General features: G+C 48.5%; 27 protein-coding genes. 13 read left to right on the forward strand and 14 right to left on the reverse strand.

Translation table 11 applies throughout. The features are described from left to right. Positions 1-56: 56 nt before the first annotated feature. Together EP073_RS01660 and EP073_RS01665 are read left to right on the forward strand one after the other, a co-directional pair. Positions 57-398, forward strand: a complete 342-nt coding sequence (locus tag EP073_RS01660) for a hypothetical protein (protein ID WP_128465435.1) — start codon at positions 57-59, stop codon at positions 396-398. Further along, a complete protein-coding gene (locus EP073_RS01665; RefSeq protein WP_128465436.1) occupies positions 399-938 on the forward strand; it encodes an NUDIX hydrolase in 540 nt (179 codons plus the stop codon). On the opposite strand, the gene EP073_RS01670 is transcribed toward EP073_RS01665, so the two are convergent. From EP073_RS01670 to pap, 7 genes are all read right to left on the reverse strand, one after another. Further along, positions 929-2,329: an HD domain-containing protein gene (locus EP073_RS01670; RefSeq protein ID WP_128465437.1), complete on the reverse strand. Its 1,401-nt coding sequence runs from the start codon at positions 2,327-2,329 to the stop codon at positions 929-931. The genes EP073_RS01665 and EP073_RS01670 overlap by 10 nt on opposite strands. Before the next feature lie 8 nt (positions 2,330-2,337). Further along, complete coding sequence (locus EP073_RS01675) at positions 2,338-2,841, reverse strand: hypothetical protein (protein WP_128465438.1); 504 nt, start codon at positions 2,839-2,841, stop codon at positions 2,338-2,340. A 130-nt stretch (positions 2,842-2,971) separates the two neighbouring features. Next, a complete protein-coding gene (locus EP073_RS01680; RefSeq protein WP_128465439.1) occupies positions 2,972-3,265 on the reverse strand; it encodes a hypothetical protein in 294 nt (97 codons plus the stop codon). Beyond that, entirely contained in the window at positions 3,259-4,338 is a 1,080-nt protein-coding gene (gene hemW, locus EP073_RS01685; protein ID WP_128465440.1) for a radical SAM family heme chaperone HemW, read from the reverse strand. Before hemW ends, EP073_RS01680 begins: the two co-directional genes overlap by 7 nt. Continuing rightward, positions 4,335-5,399 carry a glycosyltransferase gene (locus EP073_RS01690; protein WP_128465441.1) on the reverse strand — a complete coding sequence of 355 codons (1,065 nt, stop codon included), beginning with the start codon at positions 5,397-5,399 and terminating at the stop codon, positions 4,335-4,337. The genes hemW and EP073_RS01690 overlap by 4 nt, the downstream gene beginning before the upstream one ends. Further along, positions 5,396-6,223 carry a mechanosensitive ion channel family protein gene (locus EP073_RS01695; RefSeq protein WP_128465442.1) on the reverse strand — a complete coding sequence of 276 codons (828 nt, stop codon included), beginning with the start codon at positions 6,221-6,223 and terminating at the stop codon, positions 5,396-5,398. The genes EP073_RS01690 and EP073_RS01695 overlap by 4 nt, the downstream gene beginning before the upstream one ends. Continuing rightward, the gene (gene pap, locus EP073_RS01700; RefSeq protein WP_128465443.1) at positions 6,220-7,680 is read right to left on the reverse strand and encodes a polyphosphate:AMP phosphotransferase; all 1,461 of its coding nucleotides are present in this window, start codon (positions 7,678-7,680) and stop codon (positions 6,220-6,222) included. The genes EP073_RS01695 and pap overlap by 4 nt, the downstream gene beginning before the upstream one ends. 84 nt (positions 7,681-7,764) lie before the next feature. Between pap and EP073_RS01705 the strand changes: the two genes are divergently transcribed. After that, a complete protein-coding gene (locus EP073_RS01705) occupies positions 7,765-8,454 on the forward strand; it encodes an aspartate/glutamate racemase family protein (protein WP_128465444.1) in 690 nt (229 codons plus the stop codon). Between the two features lie 36 nt (positions 8,455-8,490). Here the strand turns inward: EP073_RS01705 and EP073_RS01710 are convergent, their stop codons facing one another. Genes EP073_RS01710 through EP073_RS01720 form a run of 3 tightly spaced genes read right to left on the reverse strand, consistent with a single transcriptional unit; the run spans position 8,491 to position 11,561 of the window. Continuing rightward, entirely contained in the window at positions 8,491-9,720 is a 1,230-nt protein-coding gene (locus EP073_RS01710; protein ID WP_128465445.1) for an LL-diaminopimelate aminotransferase, read from the reverse strand. 13 nt (positions 9,721-9,733) lie between these two features. Continuing rightward, complete coding sequence (locus EP073_RS01715; protein WP_128465446.1) at positions 9,734-10,669, reverse strand: cation diffusion facilitator family transporter; 936 nt, start codon at positions 10,667-10,669, stop codon at positions 9,734-9,736. Position 10,670: 1 nt separating this feature from the next. Further along, on the reverse strand, positions 10,671-11,561 hold the full coding sequence (locus EP073_RS01720; RefSeq protein WP_128465447.1) for a DUF2232 domain-containing protein: 891 nt from the start codon (positions 11,559-11,561) through the stop codon (positions 10,671-10,673). A gap of 223 nt (positions 11,562-11,784) precedes the next feature. Between EP073_RS01720 and EP073_RS01725 the strand changes: the two genes are divergently transcribed. From EP073_RS01725 to EP073_RS01735, 3 genes are read left to right on the forward strand one after another with little or no spacing between them, the layout of a single operon-like run. Next, positions 11,785-13,980: a TonB-dependent receptor plug domain-containing protein gene (locus EP073_RS01725; protein ID WP_206617485.1), complete on the forward strand. Its 2,196-nt coding sequence runs from the start codon at positions 11,785-11,787 to the stop codon at positions 13,978-13,980. Beyond that, a complete protein-coding gene (locus tag EP073_RS01730) occupies positions 13,968-14,729 on the forward strand; it encodes a class I SAM-dependent methyltransferase (protein WP_128465448.1) in 762 nt (253 codons plus the stop codon). The genes EP073_RS01725 and EP073_RS01730 overlap by 13 nt, the downstream gene beginning before the upstream one ends. Continuing rightward, positions 14,717-15,775, forward strand: a complete 1,059-nt coding sequence (locus EP073_RS01735) for an ABC transporter substrate-binding protein (RefSeq protein WP_128465449.1) — start codon at positions 14,717-14,719, stop codon at positions 15,773-15,775. The genes EP073_RS01730 and EP073_RS01735 overlap by 13 nt, the downstream gene beginning before the upstream one ends. 57 nt (positions 15,776-15,832) lie before the next feature. Here EP073_RS01735 and EP073_RS01740 read toward each other — a convergent pair whose 3' ends face one another. From EP073_RS01740 to rpsF, 4 genes are all read right to left on the reverse strand, one after another. Continuing rightward, positions 15,833-16,969 (reverse strand): MFS transporter, encoded by a 1,137-nt coding sequence (locus tag EP073_RS01740; RefSeq protein WP_128465450.1) that lies wholly within the window; start codon positions 16,967-16,969, stop codon positions 15,833-15,835. Positions 16,970-17,295: 326 nt separating this feature from the next. Beyond that, complete coding sequence (gene rpsR, locus EP073_RS01745; protein WP_128465451.1) at positions 17,296-17,526, reverse strand: 30S ribosomal protein S18; 231 nt, start codon at positions 17,524-17,526, stop codon at positions 17,296-17,298. 28 nt (positions 17,527-17,554) lie between these two features. After that, positions 17,555-17,971, reverse strand: a complete 417-nt coding sequence (locus tag EP073_RS01750) for a single-stranded DNA-binding protein (protein WP_128465452.1) — start codon at positions 17,969-17,971, stop codon at positions 17,555-17,557. Between the two features lie 33 nt (positions 17,972-18,004). Further along, on the reverse strand, positions 18,005-18,448 hold the full coding sequence (gene rpsF, locus EP073_RS01755; protein WP_164885240.1) for a 30S ribosomal protein S6: 444 nt from the start codon (positions 18,446-18,448) through the stop codon (positions 18,005-18,007). A gap of 199 nt (positions 18,449-18,647) precedes the next feature. Here rpsF and EP073_RS01760 point away from each other — a divergent pair, with 199 nt between their 5' ends. From EP073_RS01760 to nuoE, 7 genes are all read left to right on the forward strand, one after another. Further along, complete coding sequence (locus tag EP073_RS01760; RefSeq protein WP_128465454.1) at positions 18,648-19,376, forward strand: dienelactone hydrolase family protein; 729 nt, start codon at positions 18,648-18,650, stop codon at positions 19,374-19,376. Between the two features lie 9 nt (positions 19,377-19,385). Next, positions 19,386-20,309, forward strand: coding sequence for an RluA family pseudouridine synthase (locus EP073_RS01765; RefSeq protein WP_128465455.1), 924 nt, complete (start codon positions 19,386-19,388; stop codon positions 20,307-20,309). A gap of 144 nt (positions 20,310-20,453) precedes the next feature. Then, entirely contained in the window at positions 20,454-20,807 is a 354-nt protein-coding gene (locus EP073_RS01770; protein WP_128465456.1) for an NADH-quinone oxidoreductase subunit A, read from the forward strand. After that, the gene (locus tag EP073_RS01775) at positions 20,798-21,274 is read left to right on the forward strand and encodes a NuoB/complex I 20 kDa subunit family protein (protein WP_128465457.1); all 477 of its coding nucleotides are present in this window, start codon (positions 20,798-20,800) and stop codon (positions 21,272-21,274) included. The genes EP073_RS01770 and EP073_RS01775 overlap by 10 nt, the downstream gene beginning before the upstream one ends. 9 nt (positions 21,275-21,283) lie before the next feature. After that, complete coding sequence (locus EP073_RS01780) at positions 21,284-21,781, forward strand: NADH-quinone oxidoreductase subunit C (protein WP_128465458.1); 498 nt, start codon at positions 21,284-21,286, stop codon at positions 21,779-21,781. 16 nt (positions 21,782-21,797) lie between these two features. Then, positions 21,798-22,985, forward strand: a complete 1,188-nt coding sequence (nuoD, locus tag EP073_RS01785) for an NADH dehydrogenase (quinone) subunit D (RefSeq protein WP_128465459.1) — start codon at positions 21,798-21,800, stop codon at positions 22,983-22,985. An 11-nt stretch (positions 22,986-22,996) separates the two neighbouring features. Next, positions 22,997-23,521: an NADH-quinone oxidoreductase subunit NuoE gene (gene nuoE, locus EP073_RS01790; RefSeq protein ID WP_128465460.1), complete on the forward strand. Its 525-nt coding sequence runs from the start codon at positions 22,997-22,999 to the stop codon at positions 23,519-23,521. Positions 23,522-23,529 lie beyond the last annotated feature (8 nt).

The raw sequence follows: 23,529 nt of genomic DNA on the forward strand, positions 1-23,529 counted from the left end.
CTATAGAAAATATGCAGGACAGACATGGAAAATAAGTCGAAAGGTATGGTGCTGAAATGGAAAATATTAAATTTGTCAAATTAGTGAGCGGCGATACATGTATAGGAGTAAAAGACGATGAACAGAACGTGCTTAAGGATGTTGCGGTTGTTCAGGCTGTTCCCATGGGCGGTTCAGGCATTCAGATAGCGATTCTCCCCTTCGGCTTTCCTTACGAGGACGAAATCGGCGGTGAAATCGGCTGGGACAAGGTTATGTACGTTTACGCCGAGTTCCCCGAGGACATAAAAAACAAATACATCGAAGCCAAAAGCGGAATCCGCATGGCGGGCGGCGGAATGGGCGGTCTCGGCGGGGCTGCTCCCAAGGGCAGAAGCGACAGCGGGATTATCCTTTAGATGAAAAGCCGCTGGCGGTTTTTAAGAACAGAGAAAAAATTCGCCGACCGTGTTCTCTCTGTGGAGCACAGGCATTATCATTTTGACGGTGCGGGGGCTTCCATGCCCTTCACTGTCGTGAATATCAAAAACTGGGTGATAACGGTTCCCGTTACGGCTGAGGGGAAGCTTGTGCTTGTCCGCCAGTTCCGCATCGGTACTGACAGCGTAACCTATGAATTTCCCGGCGGTGCTGTGGATGACGGCGAAATTACGGCGGATGCCGCACTGCGCGAGCTTGCGGAGGAGACGGGCTACAAGTCCGAATCCGCCCGCAGTCTGGGGCTTATGCACCCCAACCCTGCCTTCATGACCAACTCCTGCCACTGCTTTCTCGTGGAAAACTGCACAAACGGCGGGGTGATGCACCACGATCTCTTTGAAGAGACCGAGCCTGTGGAATTTACGAGGGAAGAGCTTCTCGCAATGGTGAAACGGGGAGAGATAACCCACAGCATAACCATTGCCGCCGTGGGGCTCTGGCTGGTGGATCAGGAGTAGAGAGAAGTATTTAGTTTTTGTAAAATATTTTCTAGTTTATCTTGTATCATTTTGGTATGGCTTTTGTGCGGTGAGAAAATCCAAATGATTGGCGTAGCTTCTTTTGTCTCAGATGTATCAAATCCTAAAAATTTAGCAATCGAGGTGTCGTTTTCTATGACTTTAATCTCGTTTTGTACATCATTAGAAAGTACTGGTGGAATGGTCTGGACATAAACAATAAAGTTAAAGTTGCAGTTTTGCTTTTCTAATTCTTTTTGAATTTTTTTCACTTCTAAAATTATTGTAGGGATACTTTTTTTATTACATAGGTTTTCATAGGTAATTAAATCAATTGAGAAGTCTCTTTTATATAGACTTCTTTGTTTGAAATTCTCAATTTTTCCTTGTATTCCAGGACTTCCTAAGTCATAGAGTATTTTTATAAAATTGTCGTCAGTCCAAAAAGTGAATTTTGTCAAAAGATTTTCATTAGAAACATCACCGTTACTGCTCACAGGTATTAAGTCTTGGTATGTTCTTTTTTCTATTACATCAGAAATTATTTCAATCAATAGAGCATCTGTTATATTTCTGATATGATGTTTATAAACATTTTGGTGCATTTTATATCTACATAGCAGTAAAGACCATGCCTCAATTGCACTTTTGTGATTTGGTGCTAATTCATAATTGTCATTTAGTGCGATGTGTCTCCATAATCGTTCTATATCGTATACCCCATATGGTGTACCGCAATGATATGAGTCTCTGATAACATAGTCACCTTTATCAACATCAATTTTTCCATCAATAAGCTTACGTAAGATTTGTTCAACAGGGGATATGTCTCCCGATGAATATTCTAATTTTTTATTGAGCACTTTAATGGTTTTTTTAACAAATATTTCGTTTTTAAGTGAGTCGGAGTGTTGAATTATTTTCTGAGCAACAAATAGAGAAGTAGTTTCGTGGTCATAAAAAAAACTACTGCTACCAGCTACATACTTACAAGCTTCTTCAAGCGTATGGCTGAAAGGTGCGTGACCAATGTCATGTAGCAGACCGCATGCTCCTGCTGACAATATAAAGTTAAGATTAGCATTTTGTGATGACAAGCCTTTAAAATCGCTATCTTCTCGCATAGCAAGTTCTAGTTTTTCTTTTGAAAATTGAATTAAGCTTGTCGCAGCCATCATTGCAAGATACATTGAGCCTAGACTATGTTCAAATCTTGAGTGTACAGCAGATGGGTAGACTAATTGCTCAAGAGGGAGCTGATTTATCCATCTTAATCTTTGAAAAAGCTTATGATCAATTATTGGTAAGAATTTTTTTGGTAACTCTATTGTTTGGTATATAGGATCTCGTATAAACTTTGTATCTAAACAATATCCGTTAAATAAATGCACTTATCGCCCTATTGTAAAACAGCATCCAATTCTTTTGCCATTGTGATATAACGTTTCAGTTCAGATTCTGTTTTTTGTGACACTTCCGGCCACATGAATTTTGATAATGTTTTAATCATTGCGACCAACTCTGTATCGTTTTTTGCGCTATTCTTTTTATAGAAGAAGAATACTTTTGCGAGTAAAGCAATTTTATTAACTGAGTCTTTGAGCCCCTTACTCTCTAAAAACGAAATAGTTGCTTTAATGTTTGTGTTATAAGTACTTTCTTTGTGTTGGTTCGTCTGATACCCCTTGTCTCCGTAATCTATTATTTCTTTATACTGAAGGCTGTGAATAGTTGTTTGAATATCTTCACTGTATGGACCGTAGTGGTAAGGTACAAAATATTCATCCCTAGTCTTAGTAAAAGAAAAAAAAGCTATTTTCTGAATATTTGTTCTGCCAGTATTAAATCCTTTTTGGCCTAGTTCATGGACAATATTTAATACAATTTCAGCTAAATTTTCCATTATAAACCCCGAGATAATTTATACAAAAGTTAAACATAATGTATGGATCCTGTCAACGAGCATCTCTAGACCACTTATCGACCAAATACTGCACATTATTGAGTGAAAGTGATGAATCCGATAAAAATATCTACCTGTTCAGGATATTCGCCGAGACCTTATGGCACTCGGAACATTTATCAAGGGGGGCGTGCCAGCCGTCCGCAGGCCACTGGTTGTGGCAGTCAAAGCAGCGGGTTCCGCATCCGTCCGCAGAGGCTGCGGGGAGGAAGGTCTTCTTCTCGGAGGGTTCGTGGCACTGGATGCAGGTTTTGAGAGGCTGATGCTCTTTGCTGTTTGCAAGGTTCTGGTGGCATGTCATGCAGTCACCGGCGCAGCCTGCGTCGGCTTGGTTAAAGGGGGTCAGCGCTGTGAGGGCTACCATAAAAACTCCGATACAGAATCCCCAAGCAATTCCCCTTTTTCCGTTAACGCGATTTTCCCTTTTTTCCATTCCAAAAGACCCTCGCCGCACAGGCGGCTTATTTTTTCTTCAAGCTCAAAATCCCTGAGGTTATAAAATGCTGAAAGAGCGGTTATGTCAACCCCTTCCGTCATTCTCAATCCGAAAACCACGGCTTCCTTGACCAGATCAGCCTGCTCCGTGACTGATATTTCATCATAGGATGACGGCTCGGCAAGGTAAATGTTCACATCTTTCGTTTTACCTCTGTGGATTCGCTTGTCCGGATGGTTTTGAAGGGACCACGCCGAAGCTCCTATGCCTGTGAAATCCCCAAGCTCCCAATAGTTTATGTTGTGCCCGCTCTCATGCCCTTTCTGCGAGAAGTTGGATATTTCGTATTTGGCGTAGCCCCTTGAACCGAGGAAATACTTTACTTCAAGGAACATGCTGTCTGTCACCTCACCTTTTTCGCTCAGATAACCCGTGTCGAAGGAGTATGAGTAGGCGGATATATGCTCGGGCTTGAGGGCACATATCTCTTCCATGCTTCTGCGTGCCGCTTCCGGCGGTGCTTGGGGTATATCGAATATCAGGTCAAGATTGATGTCCGCATCGGGTAGATGCTTTCTTGTGAGATCGTATGCGGAAAAAACTGCCCTGCGGTCATGCAGCCTGCCAAGAAGCCTCAGCACATCATCGTCCGTGCTCTGGCAGCCCATGCTCAGCCTGTTTGTGCCGTGGGTTTTTATTGCTTTCAGAAAATCGGCGGACAGTGATTCGGGGTTAGCCTCAACAGTGAACTCCCCCGCTATGCTGACGGATCTGAAGAGGCTTTCCAGAAATTTGTCCAGAAGTCCGGCGGGAACGGCGCTAGGTGTGCCGCCGCCGATGTACATCGTGTCAAAGGCGGTTTTGCCTGTATGCGCCAGATCCGCAAGGAGCGCGTCAAAGTACCTGCCGATCAGAGCTTCATCATATACGTCAAGAGACATGAATCCGCAGTAGAGGCACTTTCTGCGGCAGAAGGGCAGATGTATGTAAAGTCCGCTCATTTCAGGAGGTTTTTGTACAGGTCTATATATGAGAGAACCATTTTTTCGGCTGAAAAGTCATAAGCCCGTCCGAATGCGTTTTCTGCCATGGTGCTCCGCAGGCTTTCATTATCCAGAAGTCTGCCGTATGCCGCTGCCAGCGCCGCATCATCCCCTATGCCGCAGAGATAGCCCGTTTCGCCGTCACTCACAAGCTCCGGTATTCCTCCTGCTCTTGTCGCCACAGTGGGCAGAGAGGCGTTCATGGCATCAATTATAGAGGTGCAGAGTCCTTCAGTCTTTGAGGTCATGGTGAATATATCCATGATGGAGAGCATCTCCGGTACGTCTGGACAGAAACCCGTGAAGACTATGTTTTCTCTGCATTTCAGTGTATCCGCAAGCGCTTTTATCTCCCCGAACATCGGACCGTCACCAACGGGGAGGAGGAGCACATCCTGTCGCTGCCCGCAGAGCCTGTCGAAAGCCCTGAGAAGTGTCGGATAATCCTTGTGATCGGAGAAGTTCGCCACGGTTCCGATCACCGTTTTTCCCTGCGGATTCAGCCTTGACCGAATCTCCGCCGCAAGCGCCGTGTTAAAAGCTTTGGGCTTGTCTGAGCCGCTGTAGATCAGGCTTATGCGCTCCTGCGGGATGCCGCTGTCTGCCATTATATTTTTTATGGCTTTGCTTATGGCGACAAGGTTTACACGGCTGCTTCTGTATTTATTGAAGAGTTTTTTCTTAAGCGTAAAGTCAACCCTGCGGGTGTGGACAAGCTTAAAGGAGTCGTTCAGCCATGACGCGGCAATGCAGGGAGTGAGTGAATGGCTGTCGTGTGAATGGACAATATCGGGTTTAAACCGCCTGATTATTTTCAGCAGACGGAAAATGTAGGTTGGATCAGCCTCACTGCGGAAGCATAGAGACTCCGTATTTTCCGCACGCTTTATCAGCTCCCCTTCGGGGCTGCAAACCATAAGACTTTCATGCCCGTGCTCTATCAACCCGTGGTGGAGGAAGAGAGCCTGTCGTTGCCCGCCTCTCCATTCCTTTCCTGTGTCTACATGAAGTATTCTCAAGCTTCTTCTTCCGGTTTATGAATGTATATGTCCATCTGCGGATAGGGGATGCTGATGCCGCCTTTTGTGAGGTTTATCTTAATATCTTCAAGCAGATCAGCCTTAACATTCCACCAGTCTCCTGTCTCCACCCATGAACGGGCAAACAGATTCACGGAGCTGTCCGCCAGTTCAAGAACCCCTGCTGAGGGCGCCGGATCTTTGAGAACTTTTTCATGGGCGCTCATTGTTTCAAGCATTATGTCCTTGGCTTTTTTGATGTCGTTGCCGTAGCTTATGCCTATAACAAGGGGTATCATTCTTGTGCCCTGAAGCGAGAAGTTTATTATTTCGCCGTTCATGACATTTGAGTTTGGGATCATTATCGTAAGGTTGTCGAAGGTTTTGAGTATGGTCTGAAAGACCTGAATCGTCAGCACAGAGCCTGTCTGTCCGGCTGTGGTCACTATATCGCCGACTTTGAAGGGGCGGAGCATCACGATGAGCACCCCCGCGCCGAAGTTAGCCACCTGATCTTTTAATGAGAGACCCACAGCGAGTCCGGCGGCGCCCATAACTGCGACGAGAGATGTCGTCTGCACTCCGAGGGAGTTGAGGGAGGCTATGATAACCACGGCGAAAAGCATGGCGTATATGACGTTTTTGAGGAAGCCGGCAAGGGTTTCGTCCATGTGGGTTTTCTTCATGCCTCTGTGAGCGACCCTTGAGAGAAACTTCGCTATGTATTTCCCGAAGTAGAATATAAGGATTGCGGCAACAATTCTCAGAGCGTAATCCGCGGCATGAGCGGTAATCTGCTCCAGTATTTTTTCGTAATTAGTCACAGTTTTTCCTCCATTGCTCTGCACATGGTTTCCAGTATCTTAAGGCGGGCGTATTTTTTATCGTTTCCCGCGATAAGATTCCACGGCGCATGCCCTGTGCTTGTGCGGGTTATCGTCTCATTCGCCGCCTGCTCATACATATCCCATTTTTCTCTGTTGCGCCAGTCCTCATCGGTGATTTTATACTGTTTCCACGGAAGATTCTCCCGTTCCTTGAAGCGCTTAAGCTGCTCTTCCATATCTATGTGCACCCAGAACTTGACGAGAATTATCCCGCTTTCCGTGAGATGCTCCTCAAAGTCGTTTATCTCCTCAAATGAGCGTGACCATTCGTTCTCGGCGGCGAATTTCTCAACACGCTCCACAAGCACCCGCCCGTACCATGAGCGGTCGTATACCGTGATGAAGCCTGCGGAGGGGATGTGCCGCCAGAACCGCCAGAGGTAATGATGCGCCTTTTCCTCATCCGTTGGCGCGGCAATGGAGATTACGCTGGCGAGGCGTATATCCGTGCCCTGCACAATCCTGCGGATGGCGCTCCCCTTCCCTGCCGCGTCCCAGCCTTCAAACACCGCTATGGTCGAACGCTTTTTTTCGTATGCCTTCCACGCCAGCGAGTTCAGCCGCTCCTGCATTTCAGGCAGACGTTTTTTATATTCCTCATACTCGGCTGTCAAAGATAAATCCACCTTGGAGAGAACAGGGGGCGCAAGGCTCACTGTTTTCTTGTCCGTCTTCTGCTTTGCGCCAATGGAGGCTACAGCGGCTTCGAGAGTTTCCACGATTATCCGGAGTGCCTTAAGCGTTCTGTGGCGTTTGTCGTCCGCTTCTATCAGGTGCCAGCGTGCCTTGGAATGGTCTGTGAGGCGTATTCCCCGTTCGGCTGCCTTCACTATGGCGTCATATTTTTCTCTGTGCCACATGGCACGTTCGAGTATTTCGCCCTTGCCGAATTTCTTTTTCAGATCGTCCGTCTTCTTCTTGGATGTTTTCCTGCTCAGGTGAAACCAGAATTTGACAAACACCGCGCCGTCGTCCGCCAGCATGGACTCAAAGGTCGCCGCCCGCTTCATACGCCTTTCATATTCTGCTGTCGATGTGTTCCCCTTGGCTGCCTCCAGCATCTCCCCCGCGTACCACGCGCCGAAGAAAAAGCCTATGTGTCCTCTGTAGGGGAGGCTCATCCAGTAGCGCCAGTAGAAAGGCTTGTTTTTTTCAGCCTCGTTCTCCTGCCAGAAGGTTTTTATGATAATGTTCCGCAGATCCATCAGCCCGCCCAGATAGTTCATCAGCTCGCCCTTGCCTGCGCCGTCCATTCCGTTGAGTATTATGATCAGAGGACCCGGATACTTAGCGAATGCTGTCTGCGCCTGTATCAGTCTTGTGCGCAGATCGGTCAGCGCTTCGTCAAATTCCTCTTTGCTCACTTTTTGTCCCAGCTCCACAGCTTCAAACATCTTCCGCCCCCTTTTTGATAGTATAATCCAAAAAGCTTCTGCTATTATTGAAAAATGAATATTTTGTCAAAAGTCAGGTGATGTATGAAAACTGCGGGTCTCATAGGCGGCATGAGCTGGGAATCTACGGCTCTTTACTACAAGTATATTAATGAGGGTGTCAAGAACACTCTCGGCGGTCTGCATTCGGCGAAGATGCTCATAAACAGCGTGGACTTCGGTGAGGTGGCGCTGCTTCAGTCAAAGGGTGAATGGGAAAAGGGCGCGGAGATGATGATTGATGAGGCTCAAAAGCTCCGGAGAGCGGGAGCGGACTTCATAATGATCTGCACAAACACCATGCACATTTCGGCGGATGAGGTGGAAGAATCGCTGGATATTCCTCTTCTGCGCATCACCGATGCGGCGGCGGAGGCTGCTCTCAGTGCTGGAGTGAAAAGGGCGGGGCTTCTGGGCACTGCCTTCACCATGGAGCGTGATTTCTACAGGGGACGGATGGAAAAACTCGGACTTGATGTAATCGTTCCGGATGCCGCAGACAGAAAATTCGTCCACGATGTGATATATAATGAGCTCTGCCTCGGTGATTTCAGGGATTCCTCAAGAAATAGGTTCACAGAGATAATAGAAAAACTCGGCGCAGACGGCGCTCAGGGCGTGATACTCGGCTGTACGGAGATTCCGCTCCTTGTGGAGCAGAAGGACAGCCCGCTGAGGCTCTTCGACACAACAAGGCTCCACGCCGAAGCGGCAGTGAGGATGATGCTGGGGTGAAAAAAGGCTCCCCGAAGGGAGCCTTTTGTGTTTGGTTTAGAATACGAACTTGTCTTCGCCTAAGCGTCTGTCGATTTCGTTTATTATTCTTGTTTCCTCTTCCGGCGTGTCGGCTATGAAGGTGACAGTGAAGCGGAGGAAGTTGCCTGCGTCATCCCACGGAACGGAGCTGATGTATTTTTCTCTGATCATATAGTCGCAGAACTGCTCGCCGCTTTCAAATTTTTTGCCGGAGGCTGTTCCCTTGGGGATTTCAAAATACAGGTAGAAGGTTCCTTTGGGCTCGTTCACGAAGAAGCCGTGCCTGCGCAGAACAGCCGCCAGAGCCTTAAGCCTGCGTGAGTATTTCTCTGTGATTCTCTCTATGAGCGCAGTGTTTTCCAGAGCGTAGGCGGCTGCCTTCTGGATCGGGATAAACTGACCTGAGTCGTTGTTGTCCTTAACTGTGGCGAATGCTTTTACAAGGTGTTCGTTGCCGCATACGAAAGCCATTCTCCAGCCTGTCATGTTGTATGATTTGCTGAGTGAGTGGATTTCGATGCCTACTTCTTTCGCTCCGGGAACGCTGAGGAAGGAGGGCTGTTTTTCACCGTATGTAAGCTCTATGTATGCGGCGTCGGAGATAACGGCTATATCGTTCTTCTTTGCGAACTCAACAACCTTCTCATAGAATGATAAGGGCGCGAGGGCTCCCGTGGGGTTGTTGGGGTAGTTCATATAAAGGAATTTCGCCCTTTTCAGGATGTCCGCGGGTATGGAGTCCAGATCGGGGAGGAAGTTATTCTCTTTCGTAAGTTTGAGGTTGTAAACCTCACCGCCGAGGTACTTTGTGATTGTGCCTGAAACAGGGTAGCCGGGAACAGTCATAAGTGCCACGTCGCCGGGGTTGATAAGGCAGAGAGGAACGAAGGCAAGGGCAGGTTTGGAACCTATGCTGTGGTTTACTTCCGTACCCGGGTCTATGTCAACGCCGAAGCGGTTCTTCATATATTTAGCCGCAGCGTCCTTAAATTCCTGAATGCCGTTGTCGGAGTAGAATCTGTTCTCTCTCTTTTTCGCTTCGGTGCAAAGGGTTTCAACAACAGAGGCATCTGCCATTTCATCCGGCTCGCCCACGCCCATGTCGATAAGCTCGATGTTGGGGTTGGCTTCGATTGCCGCCCTTTTAGCTCTTTTGATCTTCTCGAATTTGTAGATTGTAGTGTCCTTGCCGAACATCTTTCCGCCGAGGCGTTCAGCGATCATGTTTTCCATGAAAATACTCATTAATACCCCCTGATTATTTGCTTTTAAGCCTGTTTATTTCATTCCTGATTTCTGTGTCGCAGAGTGCGCAAGCCTTGTGCGCGCATTTGTCTTCGCATGGCTCAATGTGTATCTGAACATCGGCGCCGCCCAAAGTTTCTGAAATTTCGTTTTCAATCATATCCGCAATCATATGGGCGTCTTCCACGCTGAGGTGCCTGTTGACCTGAACATGCAGATCGGCGAATTTTTCCGCTCCCGCTTTGCGGGTGCGCAGCTTATGCCAACCGACTATAACACAATTGTACCGCTTTAGTACACCTCGGATTTTTGACAGATCCTCAACGTCCAGCGCCTTATCCACAAGGTCTTCCGACACTTCCTTGCCGAGAACAAGTGCGGAATAGACAGTCTTTAAGGCTATCAGAACGGATATGAACGGGTCAACGGCATTTATGCCGGTGTATTTGACAACAACAAGCCCCAGCAGCACCCCCGCGCCGGTGAGAAGATCTATTTCGTAATGCAGCGACTCGGTTTTAAGTATAGAGGAGTTCTCACTCTTTGCGACCTTCCGCAGAAAGATAACAAGCGCGAAGGTAACAACCAGAGAGAACAGCATCACCCATATGCCGCCTTCCACGCTTTTGACGATTCTGCCGCTTTCAAAGCGCCTGTAGGCTTCGTATAGAATGTAGAGACCGGAGAGGGTGATCACCCCAGCCTGAATAAGTGAGGCAAGGGATTCAAACTTGGCGTGTCCGTAGCGGTGGTCGTTGTCCGGCGGCTGTTCGGACTGCCTGATGGCGAAGTAGTTTACCGTGGAGGAACCCACGTCCAGTATGGAGTCCACAGCGGAGGCGAGAACAGAGACCGAGCCGGTAGCCGCGCCGCCTATAAGCTTTACAACGGCGAGCATAACAGCGGTGTTTACAGAAATAAGCGTGGCGTATTTCTTCCCGGGGAGCATATCAGGATCCCGTTTCATCCTGTTTCGGTTTGCCGAAGAAGTTGAACCATATGCTGAACAGTCCCACTAGGGCAAGCGCCAGCATAAGGGGCGGCTCAGAGAATATGATGATGTAGATTACAGCCTTGAATATGCCAGCCAGCCTGAACCTGTGTACCCAGCGACGCAGAACCTCAAATCCCTGAATGAAGTACAGTCCGCCGAACACAAGCAGCGTATTGAACGCCACGGAGCGCATGTATACATCACCCATGAAGAAGAATGCAAGCCCCGCGAGCATAACCCACACAAGGTTGTCAGGCAGGCGGAAGACCTCATGCTCCTGCTTTTTTATCTTGTAAAAGAAGGTCTTGGTGAAATAAGCCACAAGCACGGAGGTGAGGAAGATTATCCCCGGGAAGATCAAAACGAGAGAAAGTGCCGCCAAGTCCATATTCTTCTCGACGACTGCGGCATAAGACGCCGCTCCGGTTTCGGGCGCTTTTTTAGCCGCCTCCACAAGGACTTTCAGAATCTCTGTCACATTCTCCGTGAGCGAGCTGCGCATGCTGTCCGTAAAGAAAACAAATACTGCGGAAAGAATGAACGCCGGAATGGGAGATGCGGCAACTGGCAGCCAGTTTGACTCCGGCTTGTTCTGCCAGCGGTAAATCATGAATGCGGTGAAGATAACGGTCATTGCGTAATAGGCGCTTATGAAAGGCTCAAAAGCGGCGCAAAGACCCACCAGCACCAGAAAAAGTATATCTGAAATTTTCTCTCTCGCCGGCTCCGCAAGATAAAGCAGCAGAAGCAGCGGCGAAAAAGGAATGAACAGCCCGCCGACTCTCGGGAAGAACAGAACTGCTGCGAAAAGGGCTATGCTGGCGACAGGAAGATAAAAAACTCTCATATATTTAATACTCTTTATGTTTATTATTGTCCGCCTAATGTTAGCCGTAAAAATGTTTAATGTCCATTAAATGATCCTTTTTATTACCCTGCCTTTGTATTTCGATGTGCTACGAATTATTAGTATCGTGCTACTTGCTGTTGACTTTAATTTTGATTTGGTGTTATGAATTTTATTAATCGTGCTATTGATGGATTTACAGTTACTTTTTAGGGAGGTAGTTTTGAAAAAATTTCTTTTAAGCATGTGCGCTGTGTTGTTAACACTCTGTCCTGTTATGGCGGATGAAAACCTTATGCGTACAACAATTTATCTGGATGAAGTCTCGGTCACGGCGGATTCTGCGGCAGATTCCAACCTGAATATTTCAGAACAGAAGGTCGCAGAGAAGAACAGAAGCGGCAACATAGCCGATTTTCTTGTGAAGGATCCCGAGATCTCCTTCAAGCGCAAGACCGCCTTCGGAGACAGCGGTGACATTATCTCCATAAGAGGCATGGAGAGCAAAAGAATCATGCTTAACCTTGATGGCAGAAGCATAAGCTCCACAGGAAATGTCGGAGGCAATTATATAGATTTTGGCACTATACCACTCGATAATATAGAAAGAATAGAGATTATTAAGGGCGGCAGCTCGGCGGAATACGGCAATAACGCCTTGGGCGGAGTGATCAACGCCTACACCAAGCGCCCGTCAAAGGATGCGTCAGCGTCCGTTTATGCAACTATGGGCGGCTGGGATGATGCCAGCGACTATCATAACGTACGGGGCAGCTTTGCCAAAAGGTTCGGCAGTCTGGGTGTGAGTCTGGGCGTGAGCCATCAGGAGGCGGAAGCTTATCTCAGAAACAACGATTATGAGTCCCTGCATATAAACCCTAAGTTTTATCTGAGCCTCCCTTGGCGGGGAGAAGTCATTCTCGGTTACAAATACAGCAAGACGACAAGAGGGCTTATACGCTCCAACAGGGACGACGGCGCACCAGCATCTGACTCGGATTCTTCCCTGCCCGGCTTCAATACCCCTATCGACAGCAACTACCCGACAGCCAGCGGCGAATATTTCGCAGGCGGCTCACCCACACCCTCAATGAGCGTTATAGGTGACGGCGCCTACTGGGATAAGATAAGGCATATGCTGGACATCACATATATTCAGCCCTTAAGCGACAACGTCTACATTGAGGCTATGGCGTATAAAAACTACGAAGACCGCTATGAGAAAAACTACGCAGATGTTGCTTCAAGGCTTCAGATACTGACCGCAAACCCCAATGATTTTGACCCCTCTCTCACCTCAGAGGGTGAGCTTGTTCTGGACAGAAAGATTGAGGTGGACAGAAGTTACGGCTACAAGCTGAAAACCGTCGGGGAACTTGAAAAGCACACTCTCACAGCCGGAGCCGAGGCAAAGGCGCTGAGATCCGGCGGCATAGATGTCCGCTATGTTGACACCAACTACAACAAAGCGGGAGCAAACCAGTGGACGGGAACCATGGCGGGAAGCAGCGGTTCGGAGGCGGATGTTTACGGCTTCTTCATATCTGACAGCTACAGGGTTACAGACAGGCTTACGGCGGATTTCGGCATGCGCTACGATAGATATGATGCCAAAAGCGGTGACGTAAACTATGAGGACGGAAAAGCCACGCCTAAGGTCGGGCTTACATATGTCCTGACGCCAAATGACAAAGTGTCAGTGTTCGTTTACCAGAACTACAGAACCCCTACCCTGCCTGAGCTCTGGTGGAACTCTCAGGCGAGTTCTGACGACAGCACAGTGAACGTGCCTTATCTCATCGGCAGAGAACTGAAGCCGGAAACAGCCACAGGTATCGATGCCGCTTACAGTCATACCTTTTCCGGAAAAGGCAGAGTTCAGTTTTCCGCCTTCTATTATGATATTGAGGACTATATACTGCACAAGGCTGTGTATGTTAACCGCTCTCAGAGTTATCAGGCTTGGGCGGCGTATAATACGGACGCTGAATTTTACGGAACGACTGCGGACGGTTCGTACGATATAACCCGCTCACTCAGCGGGCGGCTGAGCGGAACTTACCAGCAGACCAAGAAAAAGAACGATCCCTCTGATCCGGACGGAGTGCTTGAGGAAGTGGACTATATTCCTGATGTAAAGGCTTCAGCGGGAATCAGTTGGGATATTACGGAGAAAATTACTCTGGACATGGGGCTTAACTATACTGGCAAGAGGCTCTATACTGTAAATACGGCGACTCTCTCAAAAGGCGAACTCGGGGGCTACACCACGGTTGACGCCAGCTTCCGTTACAGGCTGGATGAACATACGGTGTTTGAAATATACGGTGAAAACCTCACTGACAAGGAATATGAGGAGACATGGGGTTATCCCGCCATGGGCTTCAATATGGGGGCAAGCATAAAATGGACTTTGTAAAAACACGGGAGCAGCAGGAAAAGTTCTGGAATAATAAAGCGAAAACCTTCCCCAGATATGAGGAGAAGGAGGATAACTATGAAGCGGGTATGCTGAACAGAGCCCGTGAGCACGGAGTTGTGTTCAAGGATGCGGATATTCTCGATGTCGGCTGCGGAAGCGGCATGTACACCATCCGTCTGGGGAAGGATGCAAAGCATGTAACCGCAACGGACATATCAAGCGAGATGCTGCGCATCCTTAAAGAGGACGCGTCAGCGCAGGGTATCAATAATATAGATACATTCCTTGGCGACTGGCTGGAGTTCAAGCCGGATAAAAAATATGACGTTGTCTTCTGCTCAATGACTCCCGCTGTGCAGTCTGAGGAAGGCAGGGCTAAGGTTATGGAGCATGCCGGAGGCTGGGTTGTATACATGGGTTTTGCGGATCGCACAGAGATGAACATGACGGCAGGGCTGTACAGGCATTACGGCATAACCCCGAAGAAGTTTCATGACGCGCCCGGAATGCGTGCCTACCTTGAGGAAAGAGGAATAAAATACACCACCAGCCTTGTCAGCGGGGAATGGGCTGTTCCCCGAACCTATGAAGAGGCTGCCGCAAGCTGCCGTGACATGCTCTCTCTCTATAATATAGAACCGGATGAGGAGATACTTGCGGAGAACATCAAGCCTGCGATGGATGAGACGGGTAAATATATCGAGCGCACCGCTTACAGCATAGAGATGATCGTATGGCACGTCTGATAATCTGTCTTGTTGCCCTGCTGCTAGCTTCTCAGTCATGGGCTAAGACGGTGACAGACATATTCGGGCGTACCGTCACTGTGCCGGACAATGTAGAAAGGATTATAGCCCTTGGCAGCAGCATGTCGTTTGTAACCTATCTTCATGCGCAGAAGCTTGCCGTGGGCGTTGAGGATGTGGAGAAAACGGCGGATTCCACCAAACCGTATGTTCAGGCTAATTTCGAGATGGTGAAGGATCTCCCTGTGATCGGTAAGGCGGGCGCAGTCCGCATTCCGAACTACGAAAGGATAATCAGCCTTAAGCCCGATGTTGTGTTTATTGTTTCAACAGACAGGGGCGAACCCGACCTTATTCAGCGTAAGCTGAGTATCCCTGTTGTTGCCGTAAGTTACGGAATGCCGAACTTCGATCAGGATGTGTTCTTCCGCTCAATCGGGCTTACAGCCGAAGTTCTCGGCAGGCAGGAACGGGCTGAGGAGCTTATCTCCTATATAAAAAGCCTGCCCGCCAAGCTGAGCTATGCGCCCGGGAAAGACGCAGAAGCCTATCTCGGCGGCATATCCTTCAAAGGGAATCAGGGGCTTAACAGCACTGCGGCGGATTTTCTGCCCATGAAGCTGGCGCGGATAAAGAATATTACTGATGCGGAGAAAAAAAGAGGGCAGTTTTTCGTTAACAGGGAATATGTTTTGGCGAAGAACCCCGAAATTATTTTCATAGACGGCAACGGGCTCTCTCTTATTGCTGATGACGTAAGGAAAAATCCTGAGTTTTACGCAAGGCTGAGGGCTTTCCGAAACGGGCAGGTCTTCCTGCTTCTGCCGCATACAAGCTATTTCAGCAATCCTGAGATGCTGTATGTCAATGCCTTTCTCATGGCGAAGTCGGCATACCCTGAAAAATACGGAAATATCGATCCTGAGGAAATCACTGACGAGATTCTCACTGCCTTCAACGGAAAAGGGATGTACGGCTTTCTCAGGAAAACAACAGGCGGCTACGGCGTTCTGGAATTAACTCCTGACGGTATAAAAATCAAATAAAAAAGGGAGCCTTTTTGAGGGGCTCCCTTAAATCTGAAAATCTGAGACTGCCGCGGCTTAGTTTTTCATAGTTTTAACCAGAGAGGCGGCAGCAGCAAAAAGCATTACCGCCTGAAACAGAAGCACAACGCTGATCAGATCCGCAGATCTGATCATACCTATTACAAACGGTACTGTAAAATACCCTATGCCCCAGAACATGAAGTAAACTCCGGACGAGGCTCCGGCGTGAGCCGAATCCGCTTTAATCTGGAGATAGAGCATGGAAGCTATACTGAATATTCCCAGCCCTGCAGTATAAGCAAGCAGCCCTATAAAAAGCAGAACACCGCTGTTGTAAATGATTACCAGCAAACCCGCACCAATGCAGGACATTCCGATCGGAAGGATTTGTTTAAGGTTGTGTGTTTTTACAATCTTCCCTGAAAAAATCTGAATTATTCCCAGAGTAAAAAAGCTGAGAGAGAAGGCTGTGTTCGTGAGGCTGTGATTCATATTTTTTACAGACAGCATGAATGCCGGAATAACGCTGACAATCAGCCCGTATGCCGCGCCGTACATAACTATACCTGCCAGAACGGATTTATTGAGCGGTCTGACTATGCTCATTATACCGACCTTAGTTTCACTTTTTTTATGTGTCTGATGTTTTGGTGAAACCAGCGTCAATATGATGAATCCCCCTATTACTGATGCTGCGGAAAAACCGAGAAATGTTGTCTCTGCTCCGAAGAAATCTGCGATATATGTTCCGGCGAGCGGACCCGCCGTGAGCCCGAAATGGAAAGAAGCCGTGTACCAGCCCATTACCTGCGCCTTATTTTCCGGATAAAGCAGCGCCAGCAGTATAGGCGAAAGAGACCACAGCGGTGCTTCCCCCACTCCCTGAACAATGCGCCCGAGGATCAGTTCCCGCGCCGAATCTGCTGAATAATAGATGAGTCCGGACAGACTGCACAGAAGGAAACCGGCGATAATAACCGATCTGAAACCGAAGCGGTCAGCAATTTTTCCGAGCGGGTATTGGGAAAGGATATAAGTCAGACCGAAGGCTGATGCTAAAAATCCGCTCATAGTGACAGAACCGGATAAACGGGTCATTTTATCAGGCAGGTAAGTAAAGCAGATTCCCAGCCCGAACATAATGACGAATATACTGCTGTTCACCGCAGCCATATAGCGTATGGATGACATGATAAGAACTCCTTTGATAAATGGACACAATCTCAGGAGCACGTTTTGTGTTGTGATGTTGAATTAAAACGGACTCCGAATGCCGGTTAATGAATCAGGCAGCCGGAGGGGGAGGTGTAAGACCGAAGCGGTCATGGAAATCTGAAGCAATCATTTCGTTTCCTCTACTTTTTCTAAGTATTGCAGGGAGCTTGGCGTATTGTCAATAAATATATTGCGTTTGCTGTCAGGTGAGGATGCAGGGTGAGAACGCTCCCTGAGTTACACAAAAAAAGGGAGCCTTTTTGAGGGGCTCCCGTTTATATTCCGTCGCTGTCTGTTTCAGCTTATCTGTCGAGGCTGAAGGGAAGAAGGATTATGGTACGTGCGGTTTTAACAGCAGAAGCGAGTGATCTCTGGTGTTTTGCGCATGTTCCCGTAAGCCTTCTGGGCATTATTTTACCTCTTTCGGTTACGAAACCTCTGAGGAGTTTAGCGTCTTTGTAGTCTATATCGATTTTTTCCGCGCAGAATCTGCATACTTTCTTTTTCTGAAATTTTCTTCTTAAAACAGCCATTTTATATTGTCCTCCGTTTGTTCAGCGCCTAAAACGGTATATCGTCTTCGCTGAAATCGTCGCTGCTGCCGCTGCCGCCTGAAGAGAAGCCGCCGTCACTGCCTGATGAATAGTCCCCGCCTTTGTCTCTTCTTGAAGACACAAGCTGGATATTTTCGGCGATCACTTCATGCTTGCTGCGTTTTTGTCCTTCCTGCTCCCACACGTTTTGAGAGAGGCGTCCTTCCACCAGCACAGGGCTTCCTTTCGTGAGGTATTCCCCGCAGATTTCGCCGAGTTTTCCGAAGGCGACAATGTCAATGAACATTGTTTCTTCTTTGTCTTTCTGTTTTCGGTTAACGGCAAGACCAAACTTTGCCACTGCGAGATCCCTTCCGGGAACATATCTTACTTCGGGGTTGCGGGTACAGTTGCCAAGCAATACTACCTTATTGAAAAAGCCCATGGTAAATTCCTTATCCGGTGGATATTTATGTTGTTATTCGGAAATCTCTTCCGCGTCAGTCTCAGGTGCCGCCTCGTCCCCTTCTTCAAAGGGAGTCCTGCTGTCCTCTCTGGGTCTTCTGGGGTTAACCTTCTTGCCCTTTCTGTCGGGTCTGGGAGCGGGATCTTTTCTGGGTTTCAGTTTGAATTTCTTCTCGTCGATTTTAACGATGCAGAATCTGAGAACGTCTTCGCTGTAGCGGTAGCGTTTTTCAAGCTCTTCGTTGTAGTTGCCGCCGGCTTTGTACTGAATGAGGAAGTAGTAGCCGTCACGGTAGTCCTCAACTTCGTAGGCGAAAGAAAGTTTGCCCCAAGGCTCGACTTTAAGAATTTCGCCGCCGTTCTGCTCGATGTTCCCCTTGAAAAATTCAAGGTTTGTGTCAATCTCTTCCTGCGTGAGGTCGGGACGGACGATAAAAATAGTTTCGTAAGTAACCAATTTGTCCTCCTTTTGGTTAAAGCCGCAGATTCATTCGCTCTACAGCAAGGCAGAAGATCTTTTTATCAATACATATGCGTTAAGTCAACCGAAAAGATCCTTTTTTATGGTGGATTCTCCGCATCCGCCCAATATTGATTGTTAACCCCGTGCACCGATGTGTATTATGGGGTTGGGCAGGATTAACAGGAGGTTTCTCATGAAGTACTTACTGGCAGTGATTATGTTTCTGATGACCGCTTCGGCTTATGCGGGGGATTATGTCGTGTATAAGTCAGGAAGCGTCGAATATGAAGGGTTTTACTCGCCCGTTTCCGGCAAGGCTCCTCTGGTGCTTATCGTTCATGACTGGGACGGGTTGGGAGACTATGAGGTTGAAAGAGTCGAAATGCTTAACAAATTAGGTTATTCTGCATTTGCCGTGGATATGTTCGGCAAGGGTGTCCGCCCCGCTGAGACTGCCGAGAAACAGCGCCTGACCGGTGAGCTCTACGCGGACAGAGACAGGATGAGAAGAATCCTTCAGGCGGGTGTAGACAAGGCTAAAGCTCTGGGCGCCGACACGGGCAATGCTGTGATCATCGGCTACTGCTTCGGGGGAGCCGTGGTTCTTGAATACGCGAGAAGCGGAGCTCCGCTGAAATCGTTCATCTCTTTCCACGGCGGACTTGACACTCCGCAGGGGCAGGACTACTCAGGGGCAAAGGGTGAGGTGGCGGTCTTCCACGGAACAGCGGACGCGGCAGTCAGTATGGCAAGCTTCGCGAAGCTTGCCGCGGATCTCGAAAAAGCCGGAGTGAAGCACGAGATGCACACCTACAGCGGCGCTCCCCATGCCTTCACTGTTTTCGGCTCGCAGAGCTATCGCAGGGACGCGGATGAAAAATCGTGGAAACGCTTTACGGAATATCTGAAAGAAATTTTTTAAGAAGGATCAATGAGATTTACAGACGAAACAGCAGAAGTGATTGAATTTACCGCTGAGGAGGCGGGGGGAAGGCTTGATGTTCTCCTCGCCTCAAAATCCGGCAGGAGCAGGAGCTTCGCCGCAGAGGTCATAGAAGAAGGGCTGGTTGAGGTCAACGGACGCATCCCCGCCAAATCCCTTAAGGTGAAGAAGGGGGACATCATCCGCATGGAGATTCCCGTGGAAGAGGTTCCGAGCCTTGAACCGCAGCCAGTTGACTTCGATGTGATATTTGAGGACGAAAACATGATAGTGGTGAACAAGCCCGCCGGAGTTACTGTGCACCCCGCCCCGGGCTCGCCGGACGGAACACTGGTCAACGGGCTTCTTTACCGCTACCGCATAGAGGATCACAACGACTTCCGCCCGGGCATCGTCCACAGGCTGGACAGGGACACCTCGGGGCTTATTCTTGTGGCGAAAAACAGGGACGCACGGGAGAAGCTCTCGTCCCTGTTTCTGAACCGCATCGTGGACAAACGCTATCTCGCTTTCTGCTGGGGCGCTCCCAAATTCGACAGCTTAATTGTAGATGAACCCATAGGCAGGCATCCCGCAGACCGTAAAAGAATGGCTGTCAGAGAGGACGGAAGAGCGGCGAAGAGTCTTTTTACCGTAAAAGAACGTTATAAAAACGCCTTTCTCGCTGAGGTGAAGATATACACCGGACGCACTCACCAGATACGTGTGCATGCTTCTCATATTGGACATCCGATACTTGACGATTCACTCTACGGCGGAAAACATAACAGGGGTTACAAAATTGAAAGGCAGGCTTTACACTCGTGGAAACTTACTTTCAAAAGCCCTTTTGTTCAAAAAGAAATGGATTTTTGCGCCCCTTTGCCTCATGAAATGGAGCTTCTGAGGGAGAGGCTCCTGTCAGCGAAATAGTATAGAGAAAACCTATACTTTCTATTGGTTTATACTACCCCTGAAACGGCAAATCCTCTGATCTGTAAAACGATGTTTCTTGTTGACAGTGAAGATGCGGTATGATAGACATTGCATACTGTATACAAAATACAGAGGTGTAGTATGAATGAGTATTTGCCAGTCGCAATCCTTATGCTGATTGCGGGCGCGGTAGGCGCCATCATGATGTTTATGGGCGGTCTTATACGTCCGAAAAAGTACGATAAGGTCAAAAACTCCGTTTATGAATGCGGTATGCCGGAGTTCTCCGATGCCAGAAAAAGGTACAACGTCAGGTTCTACATAGTCGCCCTGCTTTTTGTTCTCTTCGATGTAGAAATAGTGTTTCTTTATCCGTGGGCTGTGGCTTTCGGGGATATAGGGCTTTACGGGCTTGTCGCTATGTTCATGTTCCTGATAATTCTTGTCGTCGGTTTTCTGTATGAATGGAAAAAAGGAGCACTGGAATGGGTGTAATGACGAATAAGCTGCCGGACAATGTTATCACCACAACGGTGGACAATGTCATCAACTGGGGAAGAAAATCCTCCCTCTGGCCGGTTACTTTCGGTCTGGCCTGTTGCGCCATTGAGATGATGGCTACAGGCGCCGCCAAGCACGACCTTGACAGGCTCGGAATAATCTTCCGCGCCACACCCCGTCAGGCAGACGTGATGATAGTCGCCGGTACCGTTACCCGTAAAATGGCTCCCATCGTCCGCAAAGTATGGGATCAGATGCCTGAGCCCAAATGGTGTATAGCAATGGGAAGCTGCGCTACAAGCGGCGGTATTTATGATACATACTCCACGGTTCAGGGTGTCGATGAGATTCTCCCCGTGGATTTTTACGTTCCCGGATGCCCTCCCAGACCTGAAGCTCTTCTTGACGCTATTGTCGCGCTTCAGAAAAAAATCATGACCGAAAAAGTGGTAAGGAAATAGGGGGCGGCAATGAATTTTACCGAATTAACCACACAGCTTGAGCAGCTTTTTCCCGGCAGGCTGAACTGTTATACGCAGTTCGGCTGTAATTTTGTCAGGGTTAAGGATCATGCGGTTTATAAAGACGTTCTCCGCGCGCTGAAAGAGAAGTTCTCCTTCAAATACATGGTGGATGTCGTGGCTACACACTGGCCTAAAAAAACCGACAAGTTTGAAATCACGAACAACCTTTTCTCAATCGAAAACAAGCTCAGGGTGTTTGTGAAGCTTTCAAGACCCGACCACGTCTTCCCCACTATTACCGATATATGGAAAGGCGCCAACTTCATGGAGAGGGAAGAGTACGACCTTATGGGAATCGTTTTTGAAGGTCACCCCGATCTGAGAAGAGTGCTTCTCCCCGACTTCTTTGAAGGTCACCCGCTCAGGAAGGACTTCCCGCTTAAAGAGAGGAAGTGGTTCAACAAGACGGACGAGCAGCGTCTCGGTATCAAGTTCACCAAATAAGGGGTTGGAGACGGTTATGCAGAACATCAACAATAACGTAGCCGAAGTAGTTACGGTCAACATGGGACCCCAGCACCCCAGCACACACGGGGTTCTGAGACTTGTTGTCGATCTTGACGGCGAAACAATAGTAAACGTGACCCCCGATGTGGGTTACCTTCACAGGGGAACTGAAAAGCTTGCGGAAAACAGGACTTATCATCAGTTTATCCCCCTCACGGACAGGCTGGATTATCTCTCGCCTCTGTCAAACAACCTTGCCTACTGCCTCGCCGTAGAGAAGTTCTTCGGAGTGAAAATCCCCGAAAGAGCAGACTACATGAGGGTTATATACGCCGAGCTTTCCCGTGTAGCCAGCCACCTTGTCTGGATCGCGACACACGCTCTGGATATAGGCGCCATGACTGTTTTCCTCTATGCCTTCCGTGAAAGGGAGCGTGTGCTTGACATGTTCGAGTGCGCCACAGGTCAGAGGATGACAAGCTCATGGATCAGAATAGGCGGCGTGCGTGATGACGCGCCGGAGGAGTTCTTCAGACTTGCCAAATCCTTCGTCGATGAGTTTGACGGATTCGTTGATCTTTACGAAAACCTTCTCACCAACAACAGGATATGGAAAATGAGAACTATCGGCATCGGTGTCCTCAACGCAGATGACGCTCAGGATTACGGTACAAGCGGTCCTCTTATGAGAGGCGCAGGCATCGATTTTGACCTGAGACGTGATGAACCGTACTGCTGTTATGACAAATTCAAATTCGAGGTTCCCACTCAGCCGGAGGGGGACACCTATGCACGTTATAAAGTGAGAATGAAGGAGCTTCGCGAGGCTAATAAAATAGTCGCTCAGGCTCTTGAAAATCTTCCCGAAGGTCCCGTTATGACTGACGACCCCAGAGTGGCTATGCCCTCTCATGAGGACGTTTACGAAAGAATGGAGTCCCTCATCAGAAGATTCTACCTTATCTCCAAAGGCTTCCGTCCTCCCAAGGGCGAAACCTATCAGGGGATTGAGGCTCCCAAGGGCGAACTCGGCTTCTACATAGTGAGTGAAGGCGAGGAAAGACCCTACAGGCTTAAAATCCGTGCTCCTTCCTATGTGAATCTCGGCGTTCTTAATCACATGGCTCAGGGACACATGCTTGCGGATCTTGTCGCGATCATCGGTACTAACGATGTTGTTCTCGGCGAGATAGACAGGTAAGGGGGCGCGATATGGCGGAAGTTAAAGCGGTTGTCGAAGAGGTTCAGGAAAGAACCCCCGAGGAGCTTGACTGGACGAAGTGCGATGCTATCTGCGCTCAGTACGCAGGTTTCAAAGGCGCTACCATCCCTGTGCTCCAGAAGGTTCAGGATGCCTACGGCTACCTTTATAAGGAACTGGTGGAGAGAGTCAGTGAAAATCTCAACCTCTCCTCCCACACCCTGTACGGCGTAATCACTTTTTACGCCCAGTTCTACACCAAGCCCAGAGGCAAGCATGTCATAAGGGTTTGCAGGGGTACGGCGTGCCACGTTAAGGGTTCAGGAAGGATCTCCGAAGTTGTTTTCGAGGAATTCGGAATCAGAAACGGAGAAACCGATGAAAACAAGCTCTTCACGCTTGAAGAGGTTTCCTGCATCGGAGCCTGCGGAATGGCGCCAGTTATTATGGTGGATGATAAAACTCACGGTAACCTCACACCCGAGGAATCCAGAAAGATATTCAGGGATTACGCCTCCGGTAAGATGGATGAGTAGGGACAGGC

The sequence above is a fragment of the Geovibrio thiophilus genome (assembly GCF_004087915.1).
In the GTDB taxonomy this organism is placed as follows: domain Bacteria; phylum Chrysiogenota; class Deferribacteres; order Deferribacterales; family Geovibrionaceae; genus Geovibrio; species Geovibrio thiophilus.